Here is a 19,686-nt window from a genome sequence, read left to right as displayed (position 1 = left end):
CTTTATTCAAAAAAGTTTTTGAAAGGTTAAGCTTTAAACGTCGTTCCAATAAAATGGCGCTTAAAGATTCGGAACTTTAATAATGCTGCCAATGCGTAATGAAGCGTTTGGTTTTATTTCATTCATCTCAGCAAGTGCACTGGTATCAATCCCAAACTTGCTGGCTAAACGAATCAATGAATCACCGCTTTTCACTTTGTATTCAGTCACTGTTTTAGGAATACGAATAGATTGTCCACGTTGTAAACCCGCACGTGGGCTCAGATCATTCAATTCAGCCAGTTCTTGAACTGACATACCAACACGATTTGCAATCGCATTTAACGACTCACCAGACTTCACCGCATAGCTTTCAGTATTCTTACTCGAAGCTTTAGCTGTTGCTTTCGCAGTCGCCTTTAGGTCTTCTTTTTCTTTAGATAGCGTGGATTTACTGGGTAATTCCCCATCAAGCTTTAAGCGTTGTCCAATATCCAAAGCCTGATTACGCGACAAACCATTTAATTCACTTAAATAAGACAATTGCAGTTTATATTTTTTTGCAACGCTTGCCAGTGTTTCACCTGATTTGACCACATGGATATCTTTACTAGAGCCTTCTGATTTCGACTCATTTCTCGCTTGTGCTTTCTCTTTACTGCTAGTTTCAGGCGTGCCAGTCAACTTCAATTTCTGCCCAACAAACAAACCAGATGTACTTTTTAAACCATTTAAATCGGCAATTTGGTTAACTTGCAAATTATACTTATTTGCCAGCGCAATTAGGCTATCCCCAGATTGCACAGTATAGGTTTCTGGTGTTGTTGTTCCAGCAGGGATCTTAATGATTTGACCCACAAGCAAGTTTTTAGATGTCGAAATTTTGTTTAACTCAGCTAATTCTGCCAAGCTTAATTTAGACTGAACCGCAATACTGGATAAACTATCGCCACTTTGAACTTTATAGTTCTCAGTTTTATAGGTTGTTTCAGCTTTTACATTCTTAAACTTACTTTGATCAATCACTTTAGAGTCAAGTTTAGCTTCTGGCTCATTGACTTCACTGAGTGGCACATTGATCTTTTGCCCCACAAATAAGCTACTTGAGGTATCTAGACCTGGAGTCAAATCAGCGAGTTCATGTACAGATAAAGCATAACGATCGGCAATCACTTTAAGATATTCGCCACGTTTAACTGCATAAGCCTTAGTCTTGATTTTTGCAACAGGCTTAGAGGTATCCGCACGAACCACTGCTTTATTGATTTCAGATAATTTATCATCTGAAGCATCTTTAAGCTTTAATTTCTGACCGACAAATAAATTACTGTTGGTATTCAGATTATTATAATTTGCCAATTGTGAAACAGATAAATCAAACTGATTTGCCACACTGGTTAAACTGTCATTTGGTTTAACCACATAATTGGCTGGAGCTGAATCCGTGGTTTTGCGAGAAACCACAGGTGTATCAATTTGTGGTTTGGCATCATATAAATACAAAGTCGCCCCAACAAATAAAGTTCCGTTTGGATCAACTTGGTTCCATTTGGCAATATCGCGCCAATTTACGCCATTCTTTAAAGCAATCGTTGCTAAAGTATCCCCTGCCAAAACGGTATAAGTACTGCGTTTACCTCTTGGTGGTTCAACCACAACTTCAGTTTCGGTTTTCTTAAAGTTCTTATCCTGATTCAGTTTGGCTTCTTCCGAGTTTGCAGGTGTGGTATCTGCTAAACCTTTAGGATATGAGAATCCAACCGTATTTTCTTTACCTTGAACTTCTGCAACAGATTGACTGGTTTGAATTGCAGTCAGCTTAATTTTACCATCATACGGGTCAAGCACTTCTGTCCCTTGTGGTGCAATCGCCTTAATCTCTTTAACCACTTCTTCTTTTTCGGCTTGAGTGGCTTGAGGTTCTAAAACTTGTTTAACCGTTTCCTTTTCGCCTTCAGCTTTTACTGCGGCAAGAATTTGTGCTTTTTCACGTGCAGAAATTGGCGGCTCTGCGGCAACAGGTTTCACATTGGCTGCATTGGTCACAGCAACAGGAATACGTGGCGCACTTGGAATATCAGCATTGGCAGCAAATTGCGCTAATGCATCTGAGCCTTGTGGTGTATTTTTGAGCGTACTCAATGAACCTGTGGTTGTCGTGGTGGTTTTTGCTGTTGTTAAAGCAGGTGGCGTCGCTTTACTTGGAGTAATCGATTGAGTCACTGTCGAGGTGACCGCTGTAGGCGTTAAAGTCCGTGTAGCTGTGGTTGGCGCAGTATTGCTTGCCCATAAACCGCTATCAGAACCCGGTTTTAACGCTCTTAATTTTGCATCAATGGTCGGACTAAGATCCGCAGGAATCAAAATACGTAAAGTACTCGAAGGGTCAACAAATTCACCACGATGACCAGGATTTAAAGCATATAATTCAGCGCGACTTAAATTGGTAATTGAAGCAATTTGATTGAGTTGTACGCCCGGTGGAACTGCAACTTCTCTAAAGTGCGGACGATTGGCAATCGGCGGTAAGCTCACCCCATATTTAGATGGGCTTTTAATAATCTGCGCCACGGCTAAAAAGCGTGGTACATAGTTCATGGTTTCTTGCGGTAAACGCAATGACCAATAGTCTGTTGGTAAGCCCGCAGCTTGGTTACGGTTAATCGCTTGCTGAATACGCCCAGGACCTGCGTTATAGGCAGCCAAAGCCAACTCCCAAGAACCGAATTGATTATATAAACTGCCTAAAAATTCATAAGCGGCACGTGTTGATTCAACTACATCACGACGCCCGTCGTATAAACTGGTTTGTCTTAAACCATAAATTTTCCCTGTACTTGGGATAAATTGCCACATCCCTGCTGCAGCGGCACTACTGGTTGCTGCTGGGTCATAAGAACTTTCAATAATTGGCAACAGTGCTAATTCAGTAGGTAAACCACGACGTTCAGCTTCTTTCACGGTATGGTAAAGATAGCGTGACGCACGGGCACTTAGACGGTCAATATAAGGTTGGCGGGAAACAAACCAGCTCCGTTGTGCATCGATACGAGGATCCCAATGGTTTTCATCCATTTTAAAACCGACTGACATCCGCTTCCATACGTCACCATGTTTTAAAATCAATAGACGATCGCCCTCTACCGCACGTATATCAGTTGCAGAAAGTAGATCTTCTAGAGAATCCAAACTGCTGGCATCCAACATGCCTGCTGACTTTGATGTTTGAACTTTTGATGTTGTCGACGTCGAAGAACACCCTGCAGTCAACCCTAATGCTGCGAATGCAGATGTTAATAAGGATAATTTAAAGAAAACAGTCGCAGTAGGTTGCCACACCATTGTGGTAGGTTTAAACATAAGAGTTCCGAACAACATTTAGTAAATTATTTTATCATTGCCATTTTAGTAGAGCTAAACGCGCTTACAAGGCAAATTTTGAATGCGAATTGCATACAAATGTTACAAGAAATTAAAAAAATCTCAGTTCATGCGTAGAAAACGCCGATTTGCGTATACAATAAATTCTTAAACCACGATGTTCAACTCTTAATTCACTTTCATTGGTTATTACTATGTCACAAACAATCACACTTTATGTCGACGGTGCTTGTAAAGGCAACCCAGGTCCTGGTGGCTGGGGCGCTTATATCATCACTGAAACAGAAGAACATAAGTTGTGTGGTGGTGAACTGGATACAACCAATAATCGCATGGAACTTACCGCAGCCATTGAAGGGATCGCATTTTGCCCAACCGAAGCAAAATTAGTGCTTTGGACCGATTCCAACTATGTAAAACGTGGCATTACCGAATGGATTGAAGGGTGGAAAAAGAAAAACTGGAAAGATGTAAAAAACCCAGATCTTTGGAAAAAACTCGATCAAACCTGCCAAGGTCGCGAAATTGAATGGAACTGGATTAAAGGCCATGCTGGACATGCAGGCAATGAAATGGCTGATCAATTGGCGAATTTAGGTACACAGCAAATACTCGACGCAAAAAAAAACACCACTGCGCCAAGCAAATTGACTGAACCCTTGGCAGTGGCTGATGATAAAAAAAAACATGAAAAAGACTGGCTGCTTGACGATCCCTTTGGATTTGACCTGATTGAATCAGATGAAATGATAGAATCAGAAATTAGCCCTCAGCAGGATGTCATGCCAGCTCATGAAATTGAGATGGAAGAACCATCTAACCAAGATATCAATGAAAATGATGAGCCAGCAATGAGCCAACCCGCAATGCGAGATATTCATCCACAAATTGTGATTACACCTGCGACGGTCCAGTTACATGGCCCTAAACAGTTTATTCTGGATACCGAGACCACTGGTTTCTATTATCAGGACAGTGACCGAATTGTTGAAGTTGGCGCAATTGAAATGGTCAATCGTAAACTGACTGGCAGTTCGATTCATATCTATATTAATCCAGAAAAACCAGTTGGCGATTCAGAAGCCATCCATGGTATTACCGATGAGTTTTTAAAAGATAAGCCAAAATATAACGAAATTGCGCAAGTTTTATTTGACTACTTAAAAGGCAGTGAAATTATTGCGCATAATGCAAGCTTCGATATGAACTTCTTAGATATGGAGTTCAAGCGCAGTGGTCTACAGGCACTCTCAGAAGTATGTGAAGTAACTGATACCTTGGCAATGGCGAAAAGCAAACATCCTGGGCAAAAGAACTCTTTGGATGCCTTAGTTCGCCGTTATGAAATTCCGCAACGAGATCGTACTTTCCATGGTGCCTTACTCGATGCTGAAATTTTATCTGACGTTTATCTCGCCATGACAGGCGGTCAAGTATCCTTTGACATGGATGCTCTTTCTGCACATACTGATCAGGCGCAAAGAAATACAACTCGGAAAAAAATTGAAATCAATGCCCCAATTATTTTACCTTCAGATGAAGAATTAGAAGCGCATGAGAACTGGGTCAAACAATTTCAAGAAAAACATGGGGAAGCCTGCATTTTTGCAAAATAAAATTTGAAATTGATGGCTATTTTTTCTGTAAAGATGGTCTTCTTCGGCTATATTAAAACTTAGAAAATTAGCCTCATTTTGAGGCTATGAAATAAAACATTCAGATACCCAGGATAGGTGCAGATCAATGTCTTACCAAACCTCTATACATTTTGATCCGACAGCATTACTTATTATTAAAAAAGAAGTCGATAATTCAATTTTACAGGTAGAATCTGCTGTCAGTAGTTTAGTTGAAGACCAAACTTTACCCTTTGGTATTGATGATGCTTTGCTTCAATTTGAACAATGTGTAAATGTGCTGATGCTCATCGATATGCCACATGTTGCTAAAATTGCGCAACTCTCAGCAGCGGTGATGCGTAAAGTGATGCAAAACCCGCGTGAGATCAATACCCAAGAAGTGATCGCTTTGAGTGAAGGCACCACCATGCTCAAACGCTATATTGAGTTTATTTGCCTTCGTGAAGTCAGAGCACCACAATTCTTACATGACACCTTAAATCGCTTAGAACTTTCTTTAGGTCTAGAGCTGACACCAGAAGGCCAAGCAATTATTCCTTTGCTTGACTGTGTAACACCGAATTTTAACTTGCCGCAATCACCTGAGTTAGAGCATTCAGTGTATGTACATAAACTTTATAAATTATGCCTACATAAACTGCTCAAACAGCAAGAAACAGATTTAGATTTACAAGGTATCAAGCTGGTTGGGTCTTATTTGGCAAATGCAGCCAAAGGCCAAGAAAGTGAACAATATTGGGCTTTGGCTGCAGTTGCTTTAAATCACATTGAAAACATCATTCTCAATGACACACGCCTCAGAACGTTAATCAGTATTGAAACCAATATGTCTTTATTCTTTAAAGATCTAAGCGGATTCAAGCCATCTTTATTAGATACTGCCAATATCCTAAGTATTTGTATCAGCCAAGAAGATGAAATATCACAACACATCCGTGAACAGATTAATGTTGGCGAAGATATTCTGACTGACACACAATTACAAATATTCAGCCGCCATTTATATGGCCCTGATTTTGAAACCATTCATAGTGTGAGCCAACTGATTACAGATGAAATGTCGCAAATCCGTAATGATATTGAGTTTAACTACAAAAATATGAGTGATGAAAAAACGCAAGAATTGAAAAGCAAACTGACTGATCTTGCGCATGTATTTAAAGTCTTGAATCTCAATGAAGCCTATAGCGGACTGAAACAACAGGCTGACCTACTGTCTCAAGACAACATGCTCAAAGATGAAAATTATGCGCAACAGTTGATGAACAGTATTTTATCAGCGATGAATTCGATTGGTATCTTAGAGCGTAATTACACATCGAGTCGTTTACAGTTAAAAGTGAATAACTTGCAGATTTCATTAGATCGTCTAGATGAAGCACATGCAGCATTATTGACTGAGACCAAAGCGCTGGTTGATTTAAGCTCACAAACATTGGTGCAATATTTACAAGATCCTCCAAGCACAAGTTTAGACCAACTTCCATCACAATTAAGTGAAATTGGTGGTGCACTGTTGTTCCTTGCGGCAAAAGATGGTCAAAAAGCATTGTTACTCTCTGCGGAGTTTATTCAAACGGGTCTTAACAAAGAGCACGTGTTTAACCTTGCACAAGTCAATAAACTGCTTGATGTTTTAGCCAGTGCAGACATGATGATTGAAAATCTACAAAACAAACAACCTGTTTTACAAGCCATGTTTGATGTAGCATTAACAAGTAGTCAAAATTTAAAATCGGTAGCCTAATGTCAGAATTATCACTTGCATATATCTTTCACCATCAACAACTTTTAGTGGATGAAAATTTACAACTACCTAAAGTTGAAAAGTTAGCAAGTGATATCAGCTTTAACTCGGGTGATCAGATTATTGCCCGAGATCTTTTTATCGAAGATCAAATTCCAGAGGGATATCAACTCATCCCGATTCGTCAATTGATTTCACAATGGACCAAATCTGAGTTTGAACAAGCCAGTCGTGCATTACAGTTGCTAGAGTGGCGAAGAAACCATAAGTTTTGTAGCCACTGTGGACACGAAACCGAGGTTCATCCCACTGAATATGCCATGGTCTGCCCTAGCTGTCGTTATCATCAATACCCGCGTGTACAACCGTGTATTATCACCGTGATTACTCGTGGCGATAACGAAATTCTATTGGCAAAAAATGCTAAGAATAAAAGCAAGATGTATGGTCTTATTGCGGGTTTTGTTGAAGTCGGTGAAACACTGGAAGAAGCGGTTAAAAGAGAAACGTTGGAAGAAGTTGGCCTACATGTCAAAAATGTCCAATATTTATCCAGCCAACCTTGGCCTTTTCCAAGCAATCTTATGCTGGCCTTTAAGGCTGAATATGAATCTGGTGAAATCGTCTTGCAAGAAGAAGAAATTAGTGAGGCTCAGTTCTTTAAGTTTGATCAGTTACCCGAAACGCCTTTTAGTGGCAGTATCGCCCATGCCATGATTGAACATGTAATTCACAATAGACCGATGCATAAAGACTGATCTTGATTGAGACATGTTCAAATCAAAAATGCCTAGCGATTGCTAGGCATTTTTCATTGCTTCATTTAAAACCTTAATAATTTCAGGCCGGGTTTTATAGAAGCGACTAAATAAACTTGAAACACTGCCCATAATTGAAATATGACCAGTTTTAGGAATCGTGTAAATTTCACAATGATTGCCTTGTTCAAGTAATTGCTGTTTAAAATCTAAAGAGTTTTTAGCTTTAACAATTTGATCATTTTCAGCCAAGAATAAATAATGCTTTACCTCATTTTTTTCAACAAAATAATACGGCATTACTTGTTGATAAGGAATGCTTTGATCAAACGCATTCTCGGCTAAAGCATCGCCTTTATAATCGAAATGATAAGGTCCAGCGATTCCAATCAAAGCTTTGATATTTTGTTTGATGGCCAGTTGGTAGTGCTTTGGATGATAAAGCAAAGACGCAATATTAAATGCGCCTGCTGAATGCCCCATCAAGGCAATTTTATCCATTGAAATACCGAAACGTGCTTGTTGTTGTTCCAAATAATTCAAAGCAACTGCAAGATCATCAATATAGCTTGGAAATTTATGCTCAGGCGCTAAATGATAGTTCAGCACTGCCACGTTATAGCCAAAACGACTAAACGCCTCGCCTACAAATTTATAAGCACTTTTATCCCCATGACTCCATGCCCCACCATGAACAAAAAGAATCAGCGCATTCTGTTGCTTTTTATTAGAAATATATAAATCTAAACGTTGTCTCGCCTTTAAGCCATAGGCAATATTATGCTGAATGGAATAGCCCTTTTTAGGGGTCAAGCCATTAATGGTAATACTGCCTAAATCGTATAAACGAAAATCTTGATAGTGTGATTTAAATTGAGATTTTAGTTGTTCAAACTGCTTTCCAAATCTAACTTTTAAAAACTTTAACCTATTGTTGAATAACATTATTGTTTGGCTCTGTAGCATTAGGATCAATCGCAACAGGTGTCTGTACATCAGGTTGTTGTTGTACATTATTTACCACAGGTGCTGTGAAAGATGAAGGTTGGACTGAATTATTCGCTTGTTCGACATTATCAATCAAGGTCACAATTTTAGTCACATTTCCAACTTTTTGTAAAACATCATTTAAATCTGCAATTTCAGCATTGTTTAAACGACCTAAAACATACAACACTCCGTCTTCTGTATGAATCAAGACTTTATTGTCTGAAACCACAGGCGCTTTCATCACTAAACCACGGGTATTCACAGTGACCGATGCATCTTGCATGATAGTACTATAACCGATTTGATTACCAACAGTCAGGTAATTATGGACTGCTTTTACATCGCTCATCGCTCGTAGATTATCTTCTGCCAACTGCTTTAAATGCGCATCTGGCACTTGCCCTGTCAATAAGACATTGCTGTGAAAACTATTAATATTGACACGAGATTGCTTAAATCGGGCATCCAACTTATACAAGTTGATTTTCGCAGTTCGCTCAATAGAAGAATCAATAAACACTTGTCCTAAAGATCGAACACCACTATCTGTTCCCACTGGTGAAGAACCAGTACCACCTGAGATAAAACTCGCGCAACCAGACAAACTTGCTACACACATCATGGTGATGACAATACGTTTTAACACTCAGCAAGACTCCTATTAATTTTAGCCTGCTAAACAACCCATTTAAACGTCGTTAACATGCTGGAAAATATATTTATTTTTGAAATAACCGTACATAAATTTCAGTCACAGATTAATCAAGTCTGCATCTAAAGTAAATGCATTTTCAATCCAAGATTGATCATAAGAGATTTTACTGAGGTCTTGCTGTACGTTTTTTGCAATTTTATGATGTAAATCAAAACCAATCACATCGAAACGGCAATAATATTGTTCATATTGTGGATATTCTTGTAAAAATTTAAACGCCGTTTTAATCATTTTTTGTTGTTTTGATTGATTTACAGCTTCAAAAGCATGCCCCATCTGTGTCGGTGTTCTTGCTTTCACCTCAACAAAAATTAGCTCTTGTTTAGACTGCGCAATAATATCTATTTCACCAAAGCGCGAGAAATAGTTCAATTTTATGATGTCGTAGCCATGTTGAAGCAGTAATTTCACTGCTTCTTGCTCCGCCCATTGTCCTAAATTATTTTTTGCCATGAGAAGCCTATCATCACAAAGGCACTAAATTATTTTTTGAGCGTTCAAAACATTGCGGAATACGCTCAACACGATTTCCATCAATTTTAATTTTTCCAGTGCGACCATTAAAGGTTAAGCTTTTTACATTCGGATCCAAAACAAATTGTTCAGCAATATGCCAAGCATCTCCACCAAAGGCATATAAACGCTGATACGGTAACGAGGTCGGTTTATCTTTATAAGCTTTGACGACATCATCCCATTCGGCAATGTATAAGGCTGGAACATCACAGAATTTCATCCCTTTAGGCAAGGCCTTTTTTTCATCGACAGCAATGGCTTGGGTATAAATTTTTTTCTTCTGCAATTTGGGAAAACTGGTCAACCATTGGTTTGAACCTAACAGTAAAATACCCTCTCGATCCGAAATCGACTTTGGCATATGCTCTACAGGATCCACTTCACCCATATAATTGGCAAATAATGCATTTAAAAAGCTAATAGATTCCGCTTCTGTGCCTTTTTCACGCACCACATAGAGTTTGCTGACTTTATCATGCTGGATATAATCAAGCAGCGCCAATGCATCGTCATTTTTAGAAAGGCTATATTGCCAAACACTTTTATCGCTAGGATAAACTTCATTGAGTGCCAACACAGGTACTTTAGGCTTTAAATTAATTAAAGCCTCAACATCAGGACGAGCCAAAGGCCCAATAATCATTTTAGTCTTTTTATTGACATGCTGTTTTAACAGGGCTTTGATGGTCTTTTGATCTGAATCGACAAATTTTAATGGTATTTCATTCTTCGAGGCCTGCGCGGCACTTAATATTCCTTGTTTAATACTCAAACCCGCTCGCGACATAGGGCCTGTTTCAGGTAATATAACCAGAATTTCTGCGTGAACTTGGATTGTAAATCCAACCATTCCCAACACAACCACTCTTTTAATACTGTTCAACACTAACTTATTCTTCATGGAGACCTTTATGAGTGCTCAATTATTCGTCGTAGCGACCCCAATTGGGCACTTAGATGATATGACTTTTCGTTCTATTGAAGTTTTAAAGTCTGTTTCTGTTATTGCGGCAGAAGATACACGTCAATCTGCTCAATTATTAAAGCACTATAATATCTCAACTCCGCTCACAGCGTGTCATGATCACAATGAAAGTAACAAAATTGATATACTTATCGAAAAATTAAAAAGCGGTCAGAATATTGCTCTGGTCAGTGATGCTGGTACACCATTGATTAGTGACCCTGGTTTTAAATTGGTACGTGCCGCTCAGGAAAATGGTATCCGCGTCATTCCTGTACCGGGTGCATGTGCTGCTATTGCTGCGCTAAGTGCGGTGGGTTTACCGAGTGATCGTTTTAGCTTTGAAGGCTTTTTATCGTCAAAACAATCGCAACGATTGATTCAATTAGAAAAATTAAAACATGAATCACAAACCATGATTATCTATGAAGCGCCTCATCGTATTTTAGATAGTGTCAAAGATATGGCTGATGTTTTTGGCGCAGATCGCCCTGTTGGTTTTGCACGTGAAATTACCAAAACATTTGAAACGATTAAAAAGATGACTTTGGGCGAGTTGGTGACATTTATTGAAAATGATCGCAATCAGCAAAAAGGTGAAATTGTTTTAGTTATTGGTGGTGCACCAGATGCCAAAGATCAAGATGTTGAACAAGAGAAATTAGATCAACTTTTAAATCGCTTATTACAAGATTTATCGGTCAAAGCGGCATCACAACTGGCTGCGGATCTAACAGGCATCAAAAAGAAAATCGCCTATCAACGTGCTTTAGAGCTGACTAATCAACAATAATTTTATTTCTTGAGTTGAGAAATGCCTGTATAAGCTTTTCTCAACCTGCTTTTCTACAAGCGACTGGTTGCTCTGGTCGCTTTTGTACCTGCCTTAATTTTTAAAACACAATAATTTTTAATCCCTCACTGATCAATCTGGCACTTATAAAAGCTGATGCAGAAAAAACAATCAAAAGCACAACATTACTGATGATTTACTCCGCCTTGCTTTTAAAGTGATTGACAAAAATCAATAAAAATAAAATGATTATTTGATTAAAAATTCAAGAGAAAAATCACAAATAATGATCAATTCAAAATTTAGATTTAATCATCTAAAAGAGAAAATAGACAGCATCCCAACCAAATTTAAAAAAGCACCTTTCGGTGCTTTTAAAATCAATCTTTAGCAGATTCATCTGGTGGAACTTCGGTAATTCTCCCACCGCGCGCTAAAAATGCAGCGACTTCATCTTCCAACGCTTCACGCTGTCTTTTTTTCGCTGTCACAGTGAGTGTTTCAGCTTCAGCTAAATCTGTATCTGAAACTGTCGAATCACTTGCCGCAGCACCTTTTTCAGCCGCTTTAGCTTCATCATCGTCTACTGCATGATCTTCTGAATTATCATCATAATCATTTGTATCTGTCATCTTTAACTCCCCATCAATGACGTCAATGTACCATCCGAAAAATGGTGATGTTTTACAGAGAAATGTATCAAGCTCTTCGCCATTCGACTAGTATCTAGATACACAAAATCGTGTTTTTTTTCATCAAATTCGTAATGTTGTTTAAATGATTGGTTAAAAAATATCAGAAATCCAATTAAATGGCATATTGCGTGCTTTTTAAATTTGCCAACCCATTGGCTTGTGCCATAAATTGATCTTTTAAAAATGGCATATTTTCAACTTGTTTTAAGCCAAAGTTACGCGCCCAAACCAATGGAAATATTTCCGCAGTTTCTAAAAAACCAATCATCGACATACTATGCATCATGGCATCGTTTTGCCCTTTACGCTGGTGTTCATAACGCTTTAAGGTTTGTTCATGCGCCCATACGCCACGCTGTTTATCTTTAAGTAATACATCACACAGAATAGCAGCATCTAAACACCCAATATTTACGCCTTGTCCTGCTAAAGGATGAATCACATGCGCTGCATCACCAATCAAAGCCAGCCCATCTTTTACATAACGTTGTGCTGCACGTGCCTTAAGTGGAAATTGAGCCCGCGGTGTCGCTTCAATGATCTTGCCCAACATATGATGACTTTCACGTGTCAGTAATTCACAAAAATCAGCATCATCTAAGCGCGCATATTCTTCTGCATAATCATCAGGTAAGGTCCAAACGATTGAAATCCAGTGTTCAGCTTGCTCAGGCTTTAAACTTGCCATCGGTAAAAATGCCAATGGGCCAGTCGGATGGAAAATCTGACGAGCCACATATTGGTGCGGTTGTGTGGTACGAATCGCACATGTCAAACCGGCTTGTTGATAATCTAAAACATCAAGATCGATAAATGCTTGATCACGAACAAATGAGTTTGCGCCATCTGCGCCAATCACTAATTTGGTCTTTAGCTCAGTCCCATCTGCAAGTTTAATGATCCAACAACCTACACCCTGCTCTACTCGCACAACTTTAACTTGAGTACGATAATCTTGCAGTTGCTCCAACATTTCCTGTTGGATGGCAAGGTTTAATAAACTTGGTTCAACCATTGAACCTAAGCTTTGCTCAGCTGTGGGAAAGCTTTCTGAGGCTTGCCCAAAATTAATTTCGCCATAGCCATTTTTATTCCAGACTTGCATACCGGTATAGGGCATTTGACGAGCGATTTTCTCCCACACATTCACTGTTTTTAATAGATGAATCGTGGCTTGGCTCAGCGCTAAAACCCGCGGATTAGCAACAGCTAAAGTCTTTTCAGCATTTAAAATAGGGACTGCATCTAAAACTGTAGCTTGCACACCGCCCTGTGCTAAAAGCAATGCGGTTAAGCCACCCACCAGACCACCACCAACAATCACCACATCTAACATATCTTGCTGTGTCATGCTTTTAATCCCATCGCATAATTGGCAACCAAAGGCTTAATCCCCGGAATCACATCAAAAGCCACCAAGCCAGTATTACGCAATAATTTTAACACTGGATTTTGATTACTAAATCCACGCACTACAGAATCACAAAATTTAATCACACGCTGCTGATCAGTTAAGCGAGATTGTTCATAGGCCTTTAACATCTCAGGTTGACCAATATCATCAGATTGCGCAATTTGCGTTGTGATATAACGCATCAGGACATCTGCGTCACGCATACACAAGTTAAAACCTTGTCCAGCAACAGGATGAATCGTATGTGCAGCATTGCCCATCAAAATCACCCGACCCACCGCTTGTTTTTCAGCAAGCACTTGTGCCAATGGGAAGCTAAAACGTTTGCCTGTTTTTTGGAATTTTCCTGCACGATCACCATAAGTTTGCTGTAAAGCATCAAGGAAATGTTGGTCATTTTCATCACCTAACCATTCATCTTCTGTGCCTTTTTTCACTGGCCAAACCACTGAACGACGACATTCCCCAGGCAGTGGAAGCAATGCCAATGGACCTAAATGGCTAAAGCGTTCAAAGCCCACTTGATGATGTGGTTTAGAGGTTTGTACTGTTGTGACAATTGCCACCTGATCATAATCATGTACATCCACCCCAACACCTAAAGCTTGGCGACAGAAAGAATCACGACCGTCTGCAGCAATCAACAGTTTGGCTTTAAGTGAATGGGTATATTCTTCACCACGATTGGCTTCAACATATACATAGTCACCCTCTTGTTTTAGTGAGGTGACTTGTACACCATCAATCAATTCAATTAAAGCTTGCTGGCGAACTTGAGTCAGTAGTACACGGCCTAGCCATGCATTTTCAATCACTTGCCCAAAACTTTCGACTTTTTCTTGATCTGCGACTAAGCGTGCTTTACCAAAACTGCCTTGTTCAGTGATATGCACTTCGAGGATAGGAGTTGCATGTTCTTGCAAGGCCTCCCAAAGACCAAGTTTTTGATAAATTTGTACGGTACGACGTGATAGCGCGGTATTCCGTGCATCAAAACTGGAATGATAGGGTGCAAGATTGGCATCATCATAATTTGGATATTTCACAGCCTCTAAAAGCTTTACCGCAATATTGGCTTTTGCCAACATTAGAGCCAAGCTCAGCCCAACCATTCCACCGCCGACGATGATGACTTCTTGTTGCATGCTTTTATCCTTTCTATATGTGATTCAGCGTACTGAATACTTATAATCTTGATTGATTTCATATTACATCAAGCAAAGTCATTTTTATATTGAAATAGGAAATTGTTGGCTGTATTTGTACTGAATCAATACGCTATTTTTAACATAAGTATGAAAATTAAAAATTCTAGCCAAGAATTAAGCATGTTATTTAGCTCGACCGATATGGCACTTTAAAGGTATTGTTTAAATATGCAACATCAATAAAAGTGCTGAATCATTACTTGAGTATTGTTATTTATGAACTTACTTGACTAACATCTATTTTTTAATTTATTTCAATCATAAAACCTAGACAATCTCTCTTATTATCTCCCAAAGCTGGAAATATAGCCCAATGCTTTAACAAGGTTGTTTCAGTAAATCCTGTTTCAATCAGAACGTTTCGTGATTTCACATTTTCTGCATCACAAAAAGTCTCAATTCTTTTAAGCCTACTGTTAGTTTTTAAATAGACAATGACAGCAGTGATTGCCTCTCTCATAAAGCCTTGCCCTTGAAATTTACTTCCAAGCCCAAAATGAATTTCACCGTGATCTCCTTTGTGAATAAACATCACAAGCCCCATGGCTAAATTAGTTTTGCGCTCGCCAATAATCCAAGCAAAATCTTTATCATTATTTTCCCATTTTGTACCACTCCAATTTTCAAACATACACTTGGTTTGCTCAATATTGGCATGTGGTCGCCTTTGTAAGTATTTCGAAGACTCCCTGTCTCCGCAATACTCATGAAAAAGTGGAATTTCATCACCTTCAACAAACTTGCGTAGAATCAAACGATTTGTTTCTACTGGCTTAGCTAAAACGGTGTAAGTATCCATACATACTCACCTTTCAAATTAAAAACTTATACTGACTTTGCCATCAACGCTTCAATATCTTCAATCGATTTCACAACATTTTTGGTCAAGACTACAGGACCCTGTTCAGTTGCAACCACATCATCTTCAATCCGGATACCAATACCACGCCATTTTGCATCCACTGTTTCATCATCAGGTGCAATATATAAACCTGGTTCTACAGTAACAACCATACCCTGCTCATAGCTACGCCATTGACCATTTTCATCTTTATATGCGCCAACATCATGCACATCCATACCGAGCCAATGCCCTGTACCATGCATATAAAACTGACGATAGCTTTCAGATTCAATAATTTGATCAACATCACCTTGCATAATGCCAAGGTTGACCAAACCTTCTACCATAATCCGTACTGCAACATTATGCGGTTCTTTATAAGAATGACCGATTTGAATTGCATCTATCGCAGCAATTTGTGCATCTAAAATAATTTGATATAGCGCTTTTTGTTCAGGGCTAAACTTACCATTTACAGGAAAAGTACGGGTGATGTCTGAGGCATAGCATTCATACTCAGCAGCCGCATCGATCAACACCAAATCACCATCTTTTAAAGGTTGGTTGTTCTCAACATAATGTAAAATACAGCCATTTTTCCCACCACCCACAATACTGTTATAGGCAGGTACACAACCATTCTGACCAAAGATATAATTCAGCTCAGCTTCTAAAGCATATTCCATCATGTCTGGATGAACTTTTTGCATGGCACGCGTATGCGCATCTGCACTGATATTTGAGGCGATTTGCATCAATTCAATTTCTTGAACCGACTTATGCAAACGCATTTCATCTAAGATTTGATCAAGTTGAATCAACTGCGCTGGAACGCCAAAACCACGTCCAGATTCATTGGCTTTGGTAATCCAAGTACTGACCTTGGCATCAAAATCTGCACGTTGACCAATACGATAAAATAATTTTTCTTTATTTAAAATTTTGGCAATAATTTCTTCGTCAAGCAGATCAATCGCATAAGCTTCATCTGCTTCATAATCATCGACTGCACCGTCAATTCCAGCACGGTAACCATTCCAGATTTCCATCTCACGATTACGTTCACGACAGAACAAGCTATAGATATATTCCTCACCAGTTTCATCTGTTTCTATGACTGCAACTGCTTGTGGCTCTGCAAAACCGGTTAAATAGAAAAAGCTACTGTCCGCACGAAACTTATAATCAGCATCTCGGTTACGCATGACTTCTGGACTGGTTGAGATAATTGCAATGCTATTGGGACCCATTTGTTCAGCGAGGCGGTCACGACGTTCCTGAAAATCTGCTTGAGTTAATTTCATTCTCTATTCAGCTTGTATTTCAGATGATTAATTTGGAAGAAGCTTTAACTTACAATTACGCTTAGATGAATGCAAATACTGATGACTCAATATTTGCATATTTTAAAATAATTTTATTATTTCTCTTGTTCTACGCTAAATCGCGACAATAGAACAAGGGAATCATTCCAAACTAAAAAATTTAACCCTTTGCGCCGCTACTTTATTCAACTTCAATGCTTTCAAAGTGAATAACAAAGCACTGTACAGGGAGCTGTAAAACCGACTACTCATCAAACATAGATGTTCTAAAGTTTAAGTTTCTTAGCTTTTTTTCTTAGTTTTAGCTTGGGCGATGTGGAGTAAACATCTCTACAACATTGTTACTTTCAGAAGCATCAATTGCCTGTTTCATTTTGCTATGAAAATTTTGCAATAGAGGGCTTTCTGACACTGGAACCTTTTTTCGTCCCATTGATAATGACACAGGGATCAAGCGTACAAATTCATACAATTCAAGATAGCTTGCTTCACCTTCATCATCGTCATCTGATTCATCAAACTCAACAGATGCGACATCTTGTAAACTTTCAATGAGTTCTTGCTCATCTGCGCGAATATGACCAGAAGCCAATCCAAAGCCAAGCACAACCCCTGCACACCAATCTGCCAGTGATTGTACACGCTCAGCCAATGTATGCTCGTCATCTGGAAGCATTGGAAGATAGTCTAAATCATCGTCTGAAAGCGCATGTGATACATCCTCTGCTTCCTCTGACAATAGCGCAAGCGCTTCATCGTCTAATTTTGGAACATCAAGCGTAGATAAAATTTGTAACCATTCATCTCGAGTCGGAACTTCAGTAACACAAACTATACCTGTCAGTAAGCCATGTAACTCACTCGGGCTTGAAATTTCCTCAATCCCCTCAAAATTTTGATTCCAATCTGACCAACCTGAAATATCGTCTTGCATTCGTTTATCCAATCTCTATACTTCTGTATATATTACCTTTGATTGCAAATCTGTGCGACCCGTTATGTTAGAACAATTACAGCGTCTACAGACGCATATTGGTGTTTTAAAAACACGAATTGAAACTGTTGAGAAAGAAAATGCATCGCTGTTAAAAGAAAAGGATAACAGCGAAGAGCAATCTCATGCCCAAATCAGCCATAAAAATAGCATTATCACCCAAAAACAAGATGAAATTGATACGCTCACTGAGCAACTCTCTCAGTTACAAAATCAGTTTCAACAGCTCAATACAGATGCCACATCTTTAGCAGAGCGTTATGGGCGTTTGGAAAAAAGCTGTACCGATTTAAAAAATCGTTTTCAGGAAATTTTGGCTGAACGTAATGAATTACGTGTGGTTAAAGAAAAAATGGCAAATGAACAGCGCCATCACTTACAAGACATCAAAGGTCTTCAAGATGAGCGTGAACGTTTAATTCAAAAAAATGAACATGCCAAAACAAAAGTGGAAGCCATTATTCAACGTCTTTCGATTTTAGGGACTGAACAAGATCATCATGCGCAAGAAATCCAACAGCTTGCTCATCCATCAGAGTCTAATGAGGAAGTATGAGTATGTCTGAACATGTGACTGTAGAATTACGCTTAATCGAACAAAGTTTCCGTTTAGGCACCACAACAGATAAGCAACCAGAACTCGAACGTGCTGGTCGACTTTTAAATGAAAAGTTTCAAGAATTCCGCCGTAAAGCCCCGAATGTTGAACACAATAAATTGGTGATCATGGTGGCTTTAGAATTGATGCAAGAAGTTTTAGGCATGAATAAATCGTTACAAGAATATGCACAATGCGAACGTTTATTAGCAACCATGTTAGAAGATGTTGAAAAAGCGGGATAAACCGCTTTTTTTTCGTGCAATTGATTGGTTTTTTTATGCTGTATTTATAAATTATGAGCGTTGGTGATTTGCCACAATCTCCAAATTATGTATACTTAATACAACTCTAGGGTGTTCGCCAGTACGTCTATTCCCCTGCCGATACTTAAACTTATGGATGTGTTCTGTATATTTTGAGTGTATGCCCACCTTGAGTGGGAAACCCATTAAGTGTACGTCGCGTCCACCTTGAACTCATCGGGTTCAGGGTAACGACCATGCAGCGGCATCTCTGGAGTGTTTTATTTTCAAATCCTTATAAAATAAAAATTATAAATATATGTTGAATATGCCTTTAATTACATTTCCAAAAATATAGCCCTATAGATCATAGCGAAACAACAATCTATTCTCTTTGATCCACGCGATAAACTGATTAGGTTGGATTTGCACTATCATTCAAAAACTCAACTGATTCCAAACACAATTTTTTCCATTCAGCTGCAAATTCTTCTTCCGCTTTTTGTTTACCTAAATTTGTAGCATATACAGGTTTTGATTCTGCATCAGCAATGATGACTTCTAAATTTTTTGCATTATTACTTAGTTCGCCTTTTAAATTAAATGCTGTATTTAAATCAACACCAAACTGCCTTAACTGCATGATCATTCCAGCACTTTCTGCAATAATTTCGCAGTGATCTATTTGATTTGCATAAATTTCCGGGCTAAATAATAAAAGCAATAAAATTCTCAATTTCATTTTTATAGTCCTTAGAATTTTTCTAATTACATTGATTATATGCATAGAGATCATCTAGCGCCATGCTTCCAAACGATCTACTAAAATCACAAACATCATCGTTTATGCACGATATGAATTAGATATTTATTTTAGATA

Annotated in this window: 18 protein-coding genes and 1 other RNA gene; 7 read left to right on the top strand and 12 right to left on the bottom strand. The window is 38.7% G+C overall.

Annotation, left to right across the window (positions count from 1 at the left end; all coding sequences use genetic code 11):
* Positions 1-60 precede the first annotated feature (60 nt).
* Positions 61-3,339 (bottom strand): LysM peptidoglycan-binding domain-containing protein, encoded by a 3,279-nt coding sequence (locus tag GJV03_RS14270; RefSeq protein WP_154130352.1) that lies wholly within the window; start codon positions 3,337-3,339, stop codon positions 61-63.
* A 215-nt stretch (positions 3,340-3,554) separates the two neighbouring features.
* Here GJV03_RS14270 and dnaQ point away from each other — a divergent pair, with 215 nt between their 5' ends.
* The 3 genes from dnaQ to nudC all read left to right on the top strand — a co-directional run bounded on the left by dnaQ (position 3,555) and on the right by nudC (position 7,505).
* Positions 3,555-4,976, top strand: coding sequence for a DNA polymerase III subunit epsilon (gene dnaQ, locus GJV03_RS14265; protein ID WP_154130351.1), 1,422 nt, complete (start codon positions 3,555-3,557; stop codon positions 4,974-4,976).
* A gap of 127 nt (positions 4,977-5,103) precedes the next feature.
* Positions 5,104-6,747 (top strand): chemotaxis protein, encoded by a 1,644-nt coding sequence (locus GJV03_RS14260; protein WP_154130350.1) that lies wholly within the window; start codon positions 5,104-5,106, stop codon positions 6,745-6,747.
* Positions 6,747-7,505 carry an NAD(+) diphosphatase gene (nudC, locus tag GJV03_RS14255; protein WP_154130349.1) on the top strand — a complete coding sequence of 253 codons (759 nt, stop codon included), beginning with the start codon at positions 6,747-6,749 and terminating at the stop codon, positions 7,503-7,505. Before GJV03_RS14260 ends, nudC begins: the two co-directional genes overlap by 1 nt.
* A gap of 42 nt (positions 7,506-7,547) precedes the next feature.
* Here the strand turns inward: nudC and GJV03_RS14250 are convergent, their stop codons facing one another.
* The 4 genes from GJV03_RS14250 to GJV03_RS14235 form a co-directional block, all read right to left on the bottom strand.
* Positions 7,548-8,450 (bottom strand): alpha/beta hydrolase, encoded by a 903-nt coding sequence (locus GJV03_RS14250; protein ID WP_004722054.1) that lies wholly within the window; start codon positions 8,448-8,450, stop codon positions 7,548-7,550.
* Positions 8,434-9,141: a BON domain-containing protein gene (locus GJV03_RS14245; protein ID WP_004722055.1), complete on the bottom strand. Its 708-nt coding sequence runs from the start codon at positions 9,139-9,141 to the stop codon at positions 8,434-8,436. Before GJV03_RS14245 ends, GJV03_RS14250 begins: the two co-directional genes overlap by 17 nt.
* Positions 9,142-9,246: 105 nt before the next feature.
* Positions 9,247-9,663 carry a YraN family protein gene (locus GJV03_RS14240; RefSeq protein WP_004722057.1) on the bottom strand — a complete coding sequence of 139 codons (417 nt, stop codon included), beginning with the start codon at positions 9,661-9,663 and terminating at the stop codon, positions 9,247-9,249.
* 13 nt (positions 9,664-9,676) lie between these two features.
* Positions 9,677-10,627 carry a penicillin-binding protein activator gene (locus GJV03_RS14235; RefSeq protein ID WP_004722061.1) on the bottom strand — a complete coding sequence of 317 codons (951 nt, stop codon included), beginning with the start codon at positions 10,625-10,627 and terminating at the stop codon, positions 9,677-9,679.
* Between the two features lie 10 nt (positions 10,628-10,637).
* Here GJV03_RS14235 and rsmI point away from each other — a divergent pair, with 10 nt between their 5' ends.
* On the top strand, positions 10,638-11,483 hold the full coding sequence (rsmI, locus tag GJV03_RS14230; protein WP_004819970.1) for a 16S rRNA (cytidine(1402)-2'-O)-methyltransferase: 846 nt from the start codon (positions 10,638-10,640) through the stop codon (positions 11,481-11,483).
* Positions 11,484-11,863: 380 nt separating this feature from the next.
* Here rsmI and GJV03_RS14225 read toward each other — a convergent pair whose 3' ends face one another.
* The 6 genes from GJV03_RS14225 to GJV03_RS14200 form a co-directional block, all read right to left on the bottom strand.
* Positions 11,864-12,115 (bottom strand): hypothetical protein, encoded by a 252-nt coding sequence (locus tag GJV03_RS14225; RefSeq protein WP_004722066.1) that lies wholly within the window; start codon positions 12,113-12,115, stop codon positions 11,864-11,866.
* 175 nt (positions 12,116-12,290) lie between these two features.
* Positions 12,291-13,529 (bottom strand): FAD-dependent monooxygenase, encoded by a 1,239-nt coding sequence (locus GJV03_RS14220; protein ID WP_154130348.1) that lies wholly within the window; start codon positions 13,527-13,529, stop codon positions 12,291-12,293.
* Positions 13,526-14,737 (bottom strand): 2-octaprenyl-6-methoxyphenyl hydroxylase, encoded by a 1,212-nt coding sequence (gene ubiH / locus GJV03_RS14215; RefSeq protein ID WP_105714546.1) that lies wholly within the window; start codon positions 14,735-14,737, stop codon positions 13,526-13,528. Before ubiH ends, GJV03_RS14220 begins: the two co-directional genes overlap by 4 nt.
* A gap of 307 nt (positions 14,738-15,044) precedes the next feature.
* The gene (locus GJV03_RS14210) at positions 15,045-15,599 is read right to left on the bottom strand and encodes a GNAT family N-acetyltransferase (protein ID WP_154130347.1); all 555 of its coding nucleotides are present in this window, start codon (positions 15,597-15,599) and stop codon (positions 15,045-15,047) included.
* 26 nt (positions 15,600-15,625) lie between these two features.
* The gene (gene pepP / locus GJV03_RS14205; RefSeq protein ID WP_154130346.1) at positions 15,626-16,948 is read right to left on the bottom strand and encodes a Xaa-Pro aminopeptidase; all 1,323 of its coding nucleotides are present in this window, start codon (positions 16,946-16,948) and stop codon (positions 15,626-15,628) included.
* Positions 16,949-17,270: 322 nt separating this feature from the next.
* Complete coding sequence (locus GJV03_RS14200; RefSeq protein ID WP_004722079.1) at positions 17,271-17,903, bottom strand: UPF0149 family protein; 633 nt, start codon at positions 17,901-17,903, stop codon at positions 17,271-17,273.
* Between the two features lie 64 nt (positions 17,904-17,967).
* Here GJV03_RS14200 and GJV03_RS14195 point away from each other — a divergent pair, with 64 nt between their 5' ends.
* The 3 genes from GJV03_RS14195 to ssrS all read left to right on the top strand — a co-directional run bounded on the left by GJV03_RS14195 (position 17,968) and on the right by ssrS (position 19,088).
* Entirely contained in the window at positions 17,968-18,519 is a 552-nt protein-coding gene (locus tag GJV03_RS14195; protein WP_004722081.1) for a hypothetical protein, read from the top strand.
* Between the two features lie 2 nt (positions 18,520-18,521).
* Positions 18,522-18,806 carry a cell division protein ZapA gene (locus GJV03_RS14190; protein WP_056516198.1) on the top strand — a complete coding sequence of 95 codons (285 nt, stop codon included), beginning with the start codon at positions 18,522-18,524 and terminating at the stop codon, positions 18,804-18,806.
* Between the two features lie 100 nt (positions 18,807-18,906).
* Positions 18,907-19,088, top strand: a non-coding RNA gene (gene ssrS, locus GJV03_RS14185) — 6S RNA.
* A gap of 133 nt (positions 19,089-19,221) precedes the next feature.
* Here ssrS and GJV03_RS14180 read toward each other — a convergent pair.
* The gene (locus tag GJV03_RS14180; protein ID WP_154130345.1) at positions 19,222-19,548 is read right to left on the bottom strand and encodes a hypothetical protein; all 327 of its coding nucleotides are present in this window, start codon (positions 19,546-19,548) and stop codon (positions 19,222-19,224) included.
* Positions 19,549-19,686 lie beyond the last annotated feature (138 nt).

It is taken from the genome of Acinetobacter sp. RIT698 (assembly GCF_009668065.1).
Classification (GTDB): Bacteria; Pseudomonadota; Gammaproteobacteria; order Pseudomonadales; family Moraxellaceae; genus Acinetobacter; species Acinetobacter guillouiae.
Note: the sequence above shows the minus strand (reverse complement) of the source record. Positions and strands in the feature narration are given on the sequence as shown.

Excerpts from the sequence above, each read along its gene's own strand:
- GJV03_RS14210 (WP_154130347.1), bottom strand. The coding sequence starts at position 15,599 with ATGGATACTTACACCGTTTTAGCTAAGCCAGTAGAAACAAATCGTTTG.
- rsmI (WP_004819970.1), top strand. The coding sequence starts at position 10,638 with ATGAGTGCTCAATTATTCGTCGTAGCGACCCCAATTGGGCACTTAGAT.
- ubiH (WP_105714546.1), bottom strand. The coding sequence starts at position 14,737 with ATGCAACAAGAAGTCATCATCGTCGGCGGTGGAATGGTTGGGCTGAGC.
- GJV03_RS14225 (WP_004722066.1), bottom strand. The coding sequence starts at position 12,115 with ATGACAGATACAAATGATTATGATGATAATTCAGAAGATCATGCAGTA.
- dnaQ (WP_154130351.1), top strand. The coding sequence starts at position 3,555 with ATGTCACAAACAATCACACTTTATGTCGACGGTGCTTGTAAAGGCAAC.
- GJV03_RS14250 (WP_004722054.1), bottom strand. The coding sequence starts at position 8,450 with ATGTTATTCAACAATAGGTTAAAGTTTTTAAAAGTTAGATTTGGAAAG.
- GJV03_RS14260 (WP_154130350.1), top strand. The coding sequence starts at position 5,104 with ATGTCTTACCAAACCTCTATACATTTTGATCCGACAGCATTACTTATT.
- GJV03_RS14190 (WP_056516198.1), top strand. The coding sequence starts at position 18,522 with ATGTCTGAACATGTGACTGTAGAATTACGCTTAATCGAACAAAGTTTC.
- GJV03_RS14200 (WP_004722079.1), bottom strand. The coding sequence starts at position 17,903 with ATGCAAGACGATATTTCAGGTTGGTCAGATTGGAATCAAAATTTTGAG.
- GJV03_RS14220 (WP_154130348.1), bottom strand. The coding sequence starts at position 13,529 with ATGACACAGCAAGATATGTTAGATGTGGTGATTGTTGGTGGTGGTCTG.
- GJV03_RS14195 (WP_004722081.1), top strand. The coding sequence starts at position 17,968 with ATGTTAGAACAATTACAGCGTCTACAGACGCATATTGGTGTTTTAAAA.
- pepP (WP_154130346.1), bottom strand. The coding sequence starts at position 16,948 with ATGAAATTAACTCAAGCAGATTTTCAGGAACGTCGTGACCGCCTCGCT.
- GJV03_RS14240 (WP_004722057.1), bottom strand. The coding sequence starts at position 9,663 with ATGGCAAAAAATAATTTAGGACAATGGGCGGAGCAAGAAGCAGTGAAA.
- GJV03_RS14180 (WP_154130345.1), bottom strand. The coding sequence starts at position 19,548 with ATGAAATTGAGAATTTTATTGCTTTTATTATTTAGCCCGGAAATTTAT.
- nudC (WP_154130349.1), top strand. The coding sequence starts at position 6,747 with ATGTCAGAATTATCACTTGCATATATCTTTCACCATCAACAACTTTTA.
- GJV03_RS14270 (WP_154130352.1), bottom strand. The coding sequence starts at position 3,339 with ATGTTTAAACCTACCACAATGGTGTGGCAACCTACTGCGACTGTTTTC.
- GJV03_RS14235 (WP_004722061.1), bottom strand. The coding sequence starts at position 10,627 with ATGAAGAATAAGTTAGTGTTGAACAGTATTAAAAGAGTGGTTGTGTTG.